The organism is Vibrio sp. Vb1574 (assembly GCF_033338675.1).
The window spans coordinates 141,042-155,098 of sequence record NZ_JAWOTC010000004.1 but is presented as its reverse complement, the minus strand read 5'-3'; the positions used below and the strand labels follow the sequence as shown (position 1 = coordinate 155,098).

The window sequence follows — 14,057 nt, the reverse complement described above, 5'->3', positions numbered from 1 at the left end:
CTAAAGGCTTAAAACTGCAGTAAATCATCAATATTGATGAAATGCAGTTCAATTAGAATGAATCAATTTCAGTCGGCAAACTTTCTTTCGGTAGTTATAAACCAATGAACACATTTAATAAATTTTTGGGGATATCAGTACTTCCTATCCTTCTTACAGGGTGTACTTTGCCTGGTAGCCACCTTTCGGTCAGTGACAAAACAGTCATGAGCACTGAATCGAGTGATATAGAGTCTCAGGTTACCGTTTATCCCTTAACTTTGGAGCGCGTAACGTCTTTAAATTCAGTGGACCCTTTTTCAAAACCAAACCCAGAGTTAGATATTGAAATCGCAAAATATGAATACGAAGTAGGACCTGGCGATATCCTAAATATCACTATTTGGGATCACCCAGAGCTAACGATCCCAGCGGGCTCATACCGAAGCTCAGCCGAAGCGGGTAACTGGGTGCATTCGGATGGCACGATCTTCTACCCTTACATAGGTGTCGTACATGTTGAAGGCAAAAACGTACGTCAGATTCGTGCAGACATTGCAAGCCGCCTTGCAAAATACATTGAGAGCCCACAGGTCGATGTAAGCGTTGCGGCATTTCGCTCTAAAAAGACTTATGTAACTGGCGAAGTTAACAAGCCAGGACAACAACCAATTACAAACATCCCCCTTACACTTCTAGATGCTGTGAATAGAGCTGGCGGACTGGCTGCCGAGGCTGATTGGCGTAATGCGACACTGACACGCAATGGCGTTGTTGAAAACGTCTCTTTGTATGCTCTGATGCAACAAGGCGATTTAACTCAAAACCGCCTTCTAAAGCCTGGTGATATTGTTCATATTCCTCGAAACGATGCGCAAAAAGTATTTGTTATGGGCGAGGTTAACGATCCGAAATTACTCAAAATTGATCGTAGCGGCATGAGCCTTACTGAGGCTCTTAGCAGCGTTGGTGGTATCAGTGAAATCTCCGCAGATGCTACCGGTGTGTTTGTCATCAGACGTTCAAAAGAAGAAGCTAAAATGGCGGACATTTATCAGCTAGATGTTTCTGACGCTTCTGCTTTGGTGATTGGTACTGAGTTTGATCTCAACCCTTACGACATAGTCTATGTGACGGCTGCACCTGTTAGTCGTTGGAATCGTGTGATTGCTCAACTCGTTCCAACCATTTCCGGCTTTAATGAACTAACCGAAGGTGTACTACGAGTACGCACTTGGCCGTAAAAACAGCGTGCCGCAAGAAAATTATCTCTTGCGGCACGTAATCGATAGCTACTCAGCTCAATTGCGCAATGTAAAGAAGCCAGCAATTCAGTTGAGATCATAAGCATACAATTTAAAGTAGGGTAAGCATTTGTTTTCTAATATTCTTGTCGTCTGTGTCGGTAATATTTGCCGCTCTCCAACAGGAGAGCGGCTTTTGCAGTCTTTACTACCAAACAAACATGTCGCATCAGCAGGAATCGCAGTAGATAAGAGCCATCTAACGGGAAAAGCAGCTGACGAGATGGCAACCACTATCGCGAACGAACGTGGCGTAAGCTTAGATGGACACGAAGCACGACAATTAACACCTGAGCTTTGCGCTCAATACGATCTGATATTGGTTATGGAAAAAGGTCATTTAGAAGCCTTAACCAAAATCGCTCCTGAGGCACGAGGTAAAACGATGCTGTTTGGACAGTGGATAAATGAACAAAACATCCCTGATCCATACAGACAAAGTAGAGAAGCTTTCGAACATGCATATACGCTTATAGAAAAAGCAGCAAAAGCGTGGTCTCAAAAACTATAAGCCGCAAGGCTAAATAAACGCCAATGGCAAGGTATTTAAGAAGTTAAAGTAATGACAACACAAACTATTAAGCAATCACGTCAAGCCGACGATGAGATCGATTTGGGAAAGTTATTTGGGATCATTCTCGATGCCAAATGGCTCATTCTATGTACCGTAGTCCTATTTTCGATTATAGGCGTCGGCGTTGCCATTCTATCAACACCTATCTATAAAGCTGACGCTCTTATCCAAATCGAAAGTAAGAGTTCAGGTGGTATTTCAGCGATGGTTGGTGATATGGGAGAGCTGTTTTCAGCAGAATCATCAGCGACAACAGAAATAGAGATCATCAAATCTCGTATGATCTTGGGCGGTACTGTTGATAAGTTCAACTTAACGACTGTCGTTTCTCCAAACTACATGCCAATTATTGGTAAAGGCCTAGCTCGACTACAAGGTGAGCAAATCAGTCTGAGCGTTTCACGATTTAATGCTCCTTCTTACGCAGTTGGCGTTCCTTTAACTCTTGAAGTTATTGATTCTGAAAAACAGACGTTCAGGCTCTTAGAAGATGACAATAACGTCATTCTAGAAGGTAAAGTTGGTGAACTGCTTGAGAAGAATGGATACCAGTTTTTGGCGACTGAACTTGTGGCTCAAACTGGTGACTCATTCACGGTCAGCAAAATCAGTAAATTAGATGCAATTAATAAACTTCAAGAAAACTTATCGATTAGCGAACGTGGTAAGCAAACCGGGATTATATCTTTAAGCTTCTCTGGTGAAGACCGCGCTAAGATTCAAGATATCTTGAACGACATTAGCCAAAACTACTTCTTACAAAACGTTCAAAGAAATTCTGCAGAGGCAGAGCAAAGCCTCGAGTTCTTGAAAGGTCACCTCCCAGACATCAAAACAAAACTGACCGCTTCTGAAGACGTTTTAAATCGGTTCCGTCAAGAAAATGAATCTATCGACTTAGGCCTTGAAGCTCAGTCAACGCTGAAAGTAATGGTTGAGTTAGAAGCACAGCTAAATGAGCTTACATTCAAAGAAAGTGAGATCAGCCAACGCTTCACACAGGATCACCCAGCTTATAAGTCGCTACTTGATAAACGTGAAACACTATTAAAAGAGAAAGAACGTCTTAATAAACAAGTTCAAAAGTTACCGAAAACACAGCGTGAAGTTCTACGTATGACACGCGATGTAGAAGTAAACCAACAAATCTACATCCAACTATTGAACAAGGTTCAAGAGCTCAACATTATTAAAGCCGGAACAGTTGGCAACGTTCGAATCTTAGATAACGCTCAATCTTTCTCTAAGCCAATTAAGCCGAAAAAAGCGCTTATCGTTGTGCTAGCAACACTGCTTGGCGGTATGGCAGGCGTTGCTTTCGTATTAATTCGTGCAGCATTCCACCGTGGTGTGGAAACACCAGATCAAATTGAACAGATTGGCATGCCAGTTTACGCAAGCGTTCCAAAATCTATTCAACAACTGGAATTTGCAAACAAGCTTAAGCGCAACAAAGGCAGCAACAATGAGCTAGTCCTTCTAGCGGAAGCTAACCCAGCCGATCTTTCCATTGAGGCTCTACGTAGTCTTCGCACTAGCTTGCACTTTGCAATGATGGAAGCGAAGAATAACGTTCTTATGATTTCAGGTCCTGCACCATCTATCGGCAAAACATTTGTATCGACCAACTTTGCGGCCGTCGCTGCGAAAACCGGTCAGAAAGTGCTGCTTATTGATGCGGATATGCGTAAAGGTTATTTGCAGCAATGCTTCGGTCTACGTTGGGACAACGGTCTTTCTGATTACTTGAGCGGTAAGACATCCCTTAGCAACATCATTAAATCTACATCCATTGATAATTTAGATGTTGTGACTCGCGGCCAAGTACCACCAAATCCGTCAGAACTTCTTATGCACCCTCGCTTCAAGAGCTTTGTTGACGAGATGTCTGCACAATACGATCTAGTCATCATCGATACACCGCCTGTACTTGCAGTAACGGATCCAAGCATCGTTGGTGCACTTGCTGGCACCACATTGATGGTAGCTCGCTTCGACCAAACGACATTGAAAGAAATTGAGGTAGCACGTGGTCGCTTCGAGCAATCAGGTGTAGAAGTTAAAGGTGTGATTCTCAATGCGGTTGAGAAAAAAGCATCTAACTCATACGGCTATGGATACGGCTACTACAACTACGCGTACAAAAGCGAATCATGAATTAATCTAGATCGCTAATTTGACCAAATATTACAAAGCCCTGCTAGAAACAGCAGGGCTTTTTCTATTGCACTCTTAATTGCTTGTACGTCAACAAACTGAGCGAGACAAAGAATATTGGGTCACTCCAACCAAAACCGACAAATACTCCTGTAATGCTGGCATAGGTAGTAATCACAGCCCCTAACCCATTAGTAATCAATAATGCCTTAAACAGCTGTTTCGCAGTCTTACCAGATTCCACATCACGTAGCATCAAACTCACCGCAGCGATTCCACCTAAAAAGATCGACGTATGTTGCGATAAAAACAGCGCGTATTGGTCGTTAATTTGTACGCCATACATCGGCCACATCATGGTTGGTACAAAAAACAACGCAAAAGCGAATACCGTATATATGACACCATGAACGGTTAGAAAAGTGCGGTTGGTCCTCATCTCCTTATCCTCCAATAGGCCCTTGATTGATCGTCGTTAACGGCACATTGATATCGAAGATTTGACCTCGTACTTCGACTACGCCCATTTTTCGTAAGCGTGCGGCATGCATTTCGAGATAAGCTTGCGCCGTGGCTTCATCTTCAAAAAGATAGATACCACCACCGAGTTTGTCTTTTTCGCTTTCCGTCCAAATTTTCCAAATCATGCCCGGCTCTTGGTTAATCGACTTAGCTAAGTCGACCAAAGCATTCGACATCTCTTCACCAAACGGACCATGAAATTCAAAATCAACTTGCAATAATTTCGCCATCTTGAGTCTCCTCTTCTTACTGACTCGCTTTCGATGACAAGATTATTACCTTTATAAAACTGACAAAAAAGTTCATAATTTTGCCATTAACTGTCTAAAAAATTGACTCATGAGACTAAAAACGACCTTAGAACAATGGCAAACGCTACAAGCGATTGATCAAGAAGGCAGCATTCAATCCGCAGCTTTGCTGCTCAACAAGAGCCATACCACATTGATCTACTCGGTGAGGAAGTTAGAAGACCAACTTGGTATTCAACTTATAGAAGTACGAGGACGCAAAGCAGGTTTGACTGAGCACGGTAAAACCATACTGCGTCGTGCACAATCCATGCTTGAACAAGCGCGGGAACTGGAAGTCATCAGCGAGCAGTTAAAAAGTGGGGTGGAATCTCAAATCACGGTCGCAGTAGATCATCTTTGTGACCCTTGTTGGCTTTATGCACCACTCAGTCAATTTTTGGAGGACAACAACACGACCTCCGTTCAAGTGGTTGAAACGTCACTGAGCAAAACAACCGAAATGGTCGTAAATAAGCTCGCTGACATCGCAATCATCAACTTACCGATAACCAACTACCCTGCCGAAGCATTTGGCGTAACAACCATGCTGCCTGTAATCGCAGCACACCATCCACTCGCTAAAAAGCCGCATGTTTCCATCGACGATTTTGCAACCACCAGCCAAATTGTCATCCGTGACTTAGGCAATTCAGACAAAACGAAAAGAGATGTGGGTTGGTTACGCGCACGTCAGCGTATTACCGTCGATAACTTCGACCACGCTTTTCACGCCGTAGAGCAAGGCGCTGGATTTTGTCGGCTACCAGCGCACTTAGTCGCAGCCCGCAAGAGCGATAAAATTAAAGTATTGGAGATCGAACACTCCCATCAATATCAAGTTGCGCTGCACCTCACTTTGCCCAAAGGAGCCAAAAGTGGTCCTGCGACTCAAGCGCTTTATCGTACTTTACTCAAAAGTGTAGAAACTCGAGCCTAGCGACAGTGGTATTGAGTTGAATCGCTAGTGTTATCGCCTATTGATTCTCCCTAAATATAGAGAAACGGCCATTTTGTGACGCTACACTCTCACAAAAGGTTGCACGAAGGATAGCGACCACCTACTATCACTCTGCTCATGCCTAAAGCACCCAACACTCGCGGAAAGAACTCGGTTCACGGCAATATCCTCACCTGCTTGGTTTAGCAGGCACAATCTGTTTTTACCTTCTTTTTAGCTTCTATTTAGGCGAGTGTGGAAGAAATAAGAAAGGTGAAATATGAACTCTACAAATAGCTTCTCGATCAATATCAATCAGCAAAAATCCATTGCTAAAAAAAGGCTCAAAGCTATCCGCCTATACGATGACACTACGTTGGAGTTAGTTAAGCGATGTCACTCCAAACCAGAGTCATTGACTCCCAATACAATTCAATTGGCTGACGTTCAACATGCACTCGCAAGAGAACTGGGCTTATCCAGTTGGAGTAAACTAAAAGCTCATGTCGAAGAGCTAGAAGCGCACAAACGAGCCATCAAAGAACAAAAACCGCCCCTAGATGCGAAAGTAAAAACGCTACACGTTCGTTGTGGCCACGACATTCAACAACAACTTAAAGCCAGCGGATTTGAAGGGACATTTTTAGCCCTGATCGATCCGCTTTGTATTGGCCCCATACCAGCAACACCACAGAACTTCCTTGCCATTCGTGCCCAATATGTCGTAGAGACTCTGCTGCCTGTGATGAAGCGTGAAGACTCGGTTCAAGATATAGTCACATTGGAACAATCAAACCTCGATCTGTTGCAAAGTGATGTATTTGAACGAATCGTCTTTTGGGTCGAACATGACAGCTATGATCAATTGATGCTAATTCGTGCTCTAACACTGTTAGAGAATGTAGAGAACAAAGTGATAGAGATCATTGAGTTGAACCAGTTTCCGGGTACTGAGCGATTTATCGGCTTTGGGCCGTTGCCTGAAGAAGCTATTCGTTCTTGTTGGCGATACCGTAAACCTGTGACAGCAAAATTATTCAGTCAGGCTAAACGGTGTTGGCACGCTATTACATCACCGACACCTATTTCCATAGTTAATTTGATTCAGCTGCATAACCTGGATTGCTTGCCCAATATACTCAACGTGCTTAAACGCCATTTGCAAGAGTTACCTAATTCACAAACTGGATTGAGCTTGACACAACACCTCGCACTAAAGGTTTTGAACTCGCAAAATCGTTCAATTCCCATCAAAGATTGGTTTGAGCAATATCAACAACTAGAACCTCTTCCTTACCTAGGAGACGTGATGTTTTACGCGTTACTCCTCCCTCTAGCACAGTGTCAAACACCTTTGATCACGATTGAGTCACGTGAAAGGCACTGGTGGGAACAAAGCGTCCGTATCACTGAGGCTGGCAAGCAGTGTTTGGAAGGCTTAATACGAGCGAAACAATGCTATTGGGTTGGAGGGATTAAAAATACCAGTCAAAGTTATTGGAGCTGGGATCACCTCCAACTAACTACACTTGCCAACCATCATTGAGTTGACAAATATGAAAGCATAACGGGTTCGTTGGCTCTGATGAACACTCAATACTAAATTATCCCTAAAGAAGCGACCGCTAGCCTGAATATAACTTAAATAGTTATGCAGAAATGCATCCACTCCAAGAGAGTATGCACTCTATCTCTTATTAAAATTTATTGTAAATCCTCTTTGTTATCGGTTGTATATTCGATAAAATTGTTAAAATACAAACTTTTCATCCGGCCAATTCGTTAATATTTGGTTAAAATCCCATTTTTATTAGTGATAAAGTTCACATCTATTAACCATTTAGAGGATTATTCTTTCGTATTTTCTCACTCCGCTGCTAATCTGCTCGCCGCTTTGAAGTGAACTCAAGGTGCATAACTATAAGGAGTGTTCTCATGAATACCAAGAAACCGATGTCGCTTACCAGCCGCGTAATTTTAGGTATGGTTGCGGGTATCTTGACAGGATTTGCAATTCGCACACTTTTTGCCGACAACGGATTTGTCGACGCATACATTGTTAATGGATTATTCGAAGTTGGTGGACAGATCTTCGTTGCCAGCTTAAAAATGCTTGTTGTACCGCTAGTATTTGTTTCGTTAGTTTGTGGTACTAGCTCTCTCAAAGACCTCTCTACACTGGGTCGCATGGGCGGTAAAACCCTCGCTTTCTACGTTACGACAACGGCTATCGCGATTACGCTTGCTCTAACTATGGGTACTCTATTCCAGCCAGGGGCAGGGGCAGATCTAACGGCAGCAAGTTCATTCAAATCAGCCGAAGCGCCATCTTTAGGTCAGGTGATCATCGATATGTTCCCGACCAACCCAATCAGCGCAATGGCAGAAGGTAAAACTCTGCAAGTTATCGTGTTCGCCGTGCTATTCGGTATCGCGATCAGTGCAGCGGGTAAACCAGGCGAACGCATCGCAGCATTCTTCTCTGATCTGAATGAAGTGATCATGAAACTGGTCGCGATTTTGATGAACTTGGCACCTTATGGTGTGTTCTTCTTAATGGCGAAGCTATTTACTGGTCTTGGTCTGGGCGCGATCGTCAATCTGGCAGAGTACTTCTTAGTACTGGCTGGTACGCTTGTCCTACACGGTCTAGTTACTTACAGCTTAATGTTAAAAGGTTTCACAGGTCTAAACCCAATTACGTTCCTACGTAAGATGGAAGACGCAATCATGTTTGCTTTTTCTACAGCATCATCGAACGCGACGATTCCAGTGACAATGGAAACAGCAAAGCACCGCATGGGTGTTGAGAACCGTGTATCATCGTTCACAGTACCACTTGGTGCAACCGTGAACATGGACGGTACGGCGATCATGCAGGGCGTAGCAACTGCGTTTATTGCTCAAGCTTTCAATATTGATTTAACTATGGGCGATTACCTAATGGTTATCATGACGGCAACTCTGGCGTCTATCGGTACCGCAGGTGTTCCTGGTGTGGGTCTAGTAATGTTGGCAATGGTATTGAACCAAGTTGGTCTGCCGCTTGAAGGTATCGCACTTATCATGGGTGTTGACCGTCTTCTTGATATGATTCGTACCGCGGTAAATATCACTGGTGATAGTGCTGTGACCGTCATCGTTGCGAAATCAGAAGGTGCATTGGATGAAGCTCGCTTCAACGACCCAATGGCAGGCGTAGCCGAAGAAGAAGTGCACCTGAAACGCGCGGAAGCTTAAACCCTTCCAAGTTAAATTATCCTGTCTAAGCAAAAACCACCTTACTCTAAGGTGGTTTTTTATTTCCAATTAACCCGAAGTCAAAAAGGTTTAGATAAATTTCTCGTCCCCCGAGGTTGTTTCAATTACTAATCGGTAAGTAGTTAGATTCTATATTAGTTCATCTAGAGGGTTAAGATAACTCGCCTATGTTTATCACTTTGAAAATGATATAAGGAACATTTTCATCATATAGAGATACAAATTCCATTATCAAATTAAAGTTCAAAACCAAATCGCGATAGATAGTAGTCTGATAATTAAGTTGGTACTAAGATACATACATCATAATTTCATGTTTAAAAATAGTCTTTTTTATTCATTTTCTCATTTCCAATACTTGCATTAGGTTTCAACGAAAGTATGTTCGATTTTTTTAAGAAATTTAAATATACATTAATCCCAGAGGTAAAAGGTACTTTAGTTCTTGATCAAAGACCTCTAGAAAATGTAACGGTTTACTTAGAAGCTAATTTTTTAAAAAATAATTACAAAAGGAGTTCAAGTACTAATGAGTTAGGTGAATTTCACTTTAAACCAGTCATACATGCTCAAAGGTTCAAAGAATCAGCTTTGAATCAAACATATTCATATATCGGAATATATACCTATATAAATGAAGAAAAGAAATATATTTGGGAGTCTCAGTTAAACTACGTTTCACCACCTATATTTATAGAGGACAACTTAAGTAATCTTTACTGTGAGCTTGAAGATACCGAGTTTCGATACTTTTTCAAGAATATCAATCTAGAAAATGCTGGAGATCTAATGGTTATTAGCAACTGCAATTTAAATGGATTTTTATATAAAAGACATTTTTCATAGAGTTTATGATTGTGATGATTATTAAACTCAAAGTTCTTTAAAAGAAAAAGCTATACCTGCACGCCTCAATCAAGTTTAAACATATCAATCAAAGTGCTAATTCGCAGAATATTTCTCTAAAGTAATTCACTACTTAACTTTCGTATACTCCTGATTCTACATAACCAGTTAGTTTGCACTGACTGTACACATAAGTATCATCTTCACCATTTCCAAAATAAGAAAAAGCGAAGTAGTAAACTTCATTGGTTACTTCACAATTCAAATTTCCCATATTTTCTCTAGCAAACTCATAAGTCTCATAACCATCAATTGAAGACTCCCATATCGTCACCTCTTCTCCATTTGCTAGATGAGTCTTCAGGAAAACGAGCACGTATTTCTGATCTAAGTTCAATAAGTCTTGAGACTCATGCTCTTCAAATGCAGGGAAGGCAAACGATCCGTTAGCATCAGTAATAGTTTGAAACTCATGAATGGTTCCACGCACACCGACTCGGAGGACCACTAATTGAGATGACAATGGTTTTCCGTTCAAAGTTAGCATACCAATAATATCTGGCGTATACCTGTACATGAAAGGTTTCTCTTAGATAAAAACTTGAATCTGAAAGTACCCTTTCAAATCGAGCAAATCTACTACGGAAAAACGTATTGTGACGAGCTCGTGTGCTTTGAGTAAATGTTAAAAATAACAATTTCTTGTTTGCGCTAAACCAAACATAGAACATGTTTGATGGGCCATACCTACTCCACCATCGAGTTCAGTTTTTCTCTAGCTTGTGCTTCGTGTTCTTTAGTGATGGCATTACCGACTGAGTTCGCGGCTAAGGTAAGTGCCGCCATATCATCGGTAAAACCGACGCCAGCTAGTACGTCTGGCACCATATCTGTTGGTAGGACGAAGTAAGCCAGCGCGCCACCTAAAATAGCCTTGTGGCGAACAGAGGTGTTGGAATCTGCCATCGCGAGCCATGATTTTATGCCCATTACGGCAATTTCTTCACCCGCTTTCTTAACCGACCCTTTCATTTTTCGCCAGAATGTTTTCTCATCTGGCGCTTGCATCGTTTGATCTTTGGCGTCTTTCGGCGCCGATTTTACAGACATTGTTGTGGTCATCGTTGCCTCCGAAATTTATGACTATGTCCAACATATTAATAAATCGAACCTGAACGCAAGATTAATAACAAGAAATGATAGTAAAGTGAAACACAGATAGAAAAATCCCCAAACCGAAGTCCGGGGATTATTGCCTTGGAAACAAAAAGTCTTGGAAAACAAAAGTTTTGAAACCAAAAGCTTTGGGAGCCAAGCTTTAGAAGCAGAATGCCTTATTGAACAATCTTCTCCAGTACACGTATCAACATTTTGATACGTGGTTCAATAGACTCAAGCAACAAGTACTCTTGATCGCTGTGGAAGCCCGCACCGATAGGTCCTAGACCATCCAAAGTTGGAACACCAAGAATCGCCGTGTTGTTTGCATCAGAGCCACCACCTACTTCTTTCCAGTTGATTTCGATCGCCAGTTCACTTGCGGCTTCTTCAACTAGCATCATCAGGCTTTCTGTTTGTGGGCTTGGCACCATAGAAGGCTTATAAGCTTCACGAACCAACTCAATTCTCACGCCACCAACGAATGGTGTTTCCAGCATGCCATTTAGCTTGCTATCGACATCATCGTATTCTTCGTTGCTCCAGAAACGCACATCCACGATCGCTTCCGCGTGCTCAGGGACGATGTTCGCACCGTTGCCGCCAGAAACAATGCCGACGTTCAATGTGGTACCAGATTCAAAGTTGGTCATTGCATTGACAGCCAAAATCCAATTCGCCATCTCAGTGATTGCGCTGCGGCCGTTTTCTGGCTCGTTACCTGCGTGAGCAGCAACGCCATTAAAGGTCATTTTGTAGCGAGCCATGCCTTTGCGCGCTTTCACTAAACCACCGTCTGCACGTGCTGCTTCTGCAACCAGCACATTCTTAGCGTTTTTCGCAACTGATTGAATCCAATCCACAGAGTCCAGAGAGCCCGTCTCTTCATCTGGGTTCATGCAGATAGCGATAGACAACTTATCCAACACCGCTTGGTCTAGATTGCGCATCGCGTATACGATGTTCAGCAAGCCAGATTTCATGTCCGAGACGCCCGGACCGTAGGCTTTCTCTGCATCTTGAGACATTGGACGAAGCTCAGCAGTACCCACAGGGAACACGGTATCCATGTGACCAATCAGCATTACGTCGATTTGCTCAGCTTCCGGCTTGTTTCGAACTTCAAGACCGATGCCCGCTCTGCCACAGTCGATGCGTTTTACGCTCCAACCTGACATCGCTTGGTACTTCTCTTCAAATTGAGAAGCGATAAACTCGATACCATCAGTCGTGTAAGTGCCACAATCCACATTAATCAGCGGACGTAGCTCTTCTAGATATTCATTTAGAGAGAATTGCATGACTCACTCCTAGACAAACAGATTCATCACCAGCATTGCGCCAAACGCGTTCAATACTGAGATTGCAATCATAACTGGGATGTAACGACCTTCAGTACCAATTGGACCCATGATACGACCCATGTACTGAACTTGAGAGCCCATTAGGTAGATAGCAGGCGCAAGAATCGCAATGTGCGTACCGTTCAGGATACCTTGGTCAAACAGCGTAATCACTACGCCAACCGCACCGCCCATCGACATCCAAGCACCGATCAATACCGCTGCTGCTTCACCCGGAAGACCAAACACTGCCATGATTGGAGAAAACACCGTGCCCATCAGATCCAACGCGCCAGTGATTTGAAGCGCTTTGATGATAACGAACGCCATCAATACGTTAGGCACCGTAGAGGTAGTCGCAATTACCCAGCCTTTCTTAGCACCCTCGACGAAGATATCCGTCACCATTGGTTTTTTCGCTTTAACGTCACCCATTATGCCGTCTCCTCTTTTAGGTTCTCTGATTTGTTTTGGTCTTGCTTGTCTTCTTTACCTTCCGTCATGTTCAGGTAGATACGGAACAGGTTCGCGCCGATGATCTTAAATGCGAACATCACCACAACTGCTAAACCAATAGAAGACGTTACTGCTAGAGAGCCGTCAGCCATCGTCAGTGTGAACAGCACAGCACCCGATGAGAAGAAGTTCACGATGGTTGCACCTGCAGTGAACTGGAACATGGTAAATACGTCCGTTTCACGCTTAGTTAGGTGACCTTCATCTTTTAGCTGACGCGTCATTGCCGCACCTGCATCGGTACTTTGTAGAGAAGCAATTAAAGCCAGACCAGAGTTACCAGGGATGCCCATTAGAGGACGTAGAAGAGGAGTAAGAAGCTTACGAGCTGCTTCAAGTGCACCGTAGTGCTCAAGTACGTTGATCATACCTAATGCGAACATAACGGTTGGAATCAAAGTAAGTGCGAAAATGAAACCGTCACGAGCACCGCTACCGCCAGTACCACGGAAAGATGTGGTCGCAGCTTGTACCTCGCCATCCGCACCTTCCGTTACGCCGTAAGCCACTTTACCGAAAGAGCCATTAAGCGTTGTAAAGTCGAATACACCGTACCATTCGTTGGATTGCATCAGACCAGAAAAGAACACAACCGCAAACGCCAGAGCAACGTAGCACCCCAGTGTAACTTTACGCTCAGTTTGAACAGGAATTTTCATAACATTACCTACACATGTGGACCTTAACACATATGTTCACCTGAATAATGTGCTAGAGAGATGATCAAAATCAATCCGTCTGCCGAACATTATCGCGACTCAGTTATGAAGTTTTATTTTATGATTCCAATCACAATTGAAAGATAATAAAAATTTGTGCTAACAATTAGGTATATTAATCTATGTTGATAGTTCACGACTTCTTCATCAACTCAACAAATGATTCTGACGAATATTGCTTTCTACAACATGCATGACGTACTTCATACTTTGGCATTGAGGCAACATCGATTAACTCGAAAGTAACATTCAGCCACGAAATTTAGGTTAGGATGGCCCGGTCATATGTAAACGGCATAAACCAGAATTAACAGGACTATACGACCCATTGTTACGCTCACAATATAAAATAGCCAAATGGACACTCGCCCTCGTGCTTTGGGTGGTGATGATATGCTTAAGCCAAAATTCTGGTTTCTCGAAAAACTGCCCGAAGGCTCACCAAATA

Annotated in this window: 14 protein-coding genes; 7 read left to right on the top strand and 7 right to left on the bottom strand. The window is 42.9% G+C overall.

The window, feature by feature from the left end; translation table 11 throughout:
- Positions 1–104 precede the first annotated feature (104 nt).
- The 3 genes from R7O12_RS04760 (at position 105) to R7O12_RS04750 (ending at position 4,014) form a co-directional block, all read left to right on the top strand.
- The gene (locus R7O12_RS04760; RefSeq protein WP_017820139.1) at positions 105–1,223 is read left to right on the top strand and encodes a polysaccharide export protein; all 1,119 of its coding nucleotides are present in this window, start codon (positions 105–107) and stop codon (positions 1,221–1,223) included.
- 130 nt (positions 1,224–1,353) lie between these two features.
- A complete protein-coding gene (locus R7O12_RS04755) occupies positions 1,354–1,794 on the top strand; it encodes a low molecular weight phosphotyrosine protein phosphatase (RefSeq protein ID WP_154204039.1) in 441 nt (146 codons plus the stop codon).
- A 51-nt stretch (positions 1,795–1,845) separates the two neighbouring features.
- Entirely contained in the window at positions 1,846–4,014 is a 2,169-nt protein-coding gene (locus R7O12_RS04750; RefSeq protein ID WP_318103768.1) for a polysaccharide biosynthesis tyrosine autokinase, read from the top strand.
- A gap of 64 nt (positions 4,015–4,078) precedes the next feature.
- On the opposite strand, the gene R7O12_RS04745 is transcribed toward R7O12_RS04750, so the two are convergent.
- Positions 4,079–4,453 (bottom strand): hypothetical protein, encoded by a 375-nt coding sequence (locus R7O12_RS04745; RefSeq protein ID WP_318103769.1) that lies wholly within the window; start codon positions 4,451–4,453, stop codon positions 4,079–4,081.
- 4 nt (positions 4,454–4,457) lie between these two features.
- Positions 4,458–4,766 carry a monooxygenase gene (locus R7O12_RS04740; RefSeq protein WP_005499937.1) on the bottom strand — a complete coding sequence of 103 codons (309 nt, stop codon included), beginning with the start codon at positions 4,764–4,766 and terminating at the stop codon, positions 4,458–4,460.
- A gap of 109 nt (positions 4,767–4,875) precedes the next feature.
- Here R7O12_RS04740 and R7O12_RS04735 point away from each other — a divergent pair, with 109 nt between their 5' ends.
- The 4 genes from R7O12_RS04735 to R7O12_RS04720 all read left to right on the top strand — a co-directional run bounded on the left by R7O12_RS04735 (position 4,876) and on the right by R7O12_RS04720 (position 9,873).
- Positions 4,876–5,766: a LysR family transcriptional regulator gene (locus R7O12_RS04735; RefSeq protein ID WP_318125660.1), complete on the top strand. Its 891-nt coding sequence runs from the start codon at positions 4,876–4,878 to the stop codon at positions 5,764–5,766.
- A gap of 280 nt (positions 5,767–6,046) precedes the next feature.
- Complete coding sequence (locus tag R7O12_RS04730; protein ID WP_318103772.1) at positions 6,047–7,312, top strand: DUF1835 domain-containing protein; 1,266 nt, start codon at positions 6,047–6,049, stop codon at positions 7,310–7,312.
- A 389-nt stretch (positions 7,313–7,701) separates the two neighbouring features.
- On the top strand, positions 7,702–9,006 hold the full coding sequence (locus R7O12_RS04725; protein WP_054576578.1) for a dicarboxylate/amino acid:cation symporter: 1,305 nt from the start codon (positions 7,702–7,704) through the stop codon (positions 9,004–9,006).
- A 402-nt stretch (positions 9,007–9,408) separates the two neighbouring features.
- The gene (locus tag R7O12_RS04720; protein WP_318125659.1) at positions 9,409–9,873 is read left to right on the top strand and encodes a DUF6795 domain-containing protein; all 465 of its coding nucleotides are present in this window, start codon (positions 9,409–9,411) and stop codon (positions 9,871–9,873) included.
- A gap of 133 nt (positions 9,874–10,006) precedes the next feature.
- On the opposite strand, the gene R7O12_RS04715 is transcribed toward R7O12_RS04720, so the two are convergent.
- From R7O12_RS04715 to R7O12_RS04695, 5 genes are all read right to left on the bottom strand, one after another.
- Positions 10,007–10,450, bottom strand: a complete 444-nt coding sequence (locus R7O12_RS04715) for a DUF6795 domain-containing protein (RefSeq protein ID WP_054576577.1) — start codon at positions 10,448–10,450, stop codon at positions 10,007–10,009.
- 170 nt (positions 10,451–10,620) lie between these two features.
- Positions 10,621–10,995 carry a YkvA family protein gene (locus R7O12_RS04710; RefSeq protein ID WP_054700617.1) on the bottom strand — a complete coding sequence of 125 codons (375 nt, stop codon included), beginning with the start codon at positions 10,993–10,995 and terminating at the stop codon, positions 10,621–10,623.
- 212 nt (positions 10,996–11,207) lie between these two features.
- Entirely contained in the window at positions 11,208–12,332 is a 1,125-nt protein-coding gene (locus R7O12_RS04705) for a M20 family metallopeptidase (protein ID WP_025768633.1), read from the bottom strand.
- Positions 12,333–12,341: 9 nt separating this feature from the next.
- Positions 12,342–12,809, bottom strand: a complete 468-nt coding sequence (locus R7O12_RS04700) for a YjiG family protein (protein ID WP_005374849.1) — start codon at positions 12,807–12,809, stop codon at positions 12,342–12,344.
- Positions 12,809–13,549, bottom strand: a complete 741-nt coding sequence (locus tag R7O12_RS04695; protein ID WP_213891063.1) for a nucleoside recognition domain-containing protein — start codon at positions 13,547–13,549, stop codon at positions 12,809–12,811. The genes R7O12_RS04700 and R7O12_RS04695 overlap by 1 nt, the downstream gene beginning before the upstream one ends.
- Positions 13,550–14,057 lie beyond the last annotated feature (508 nt).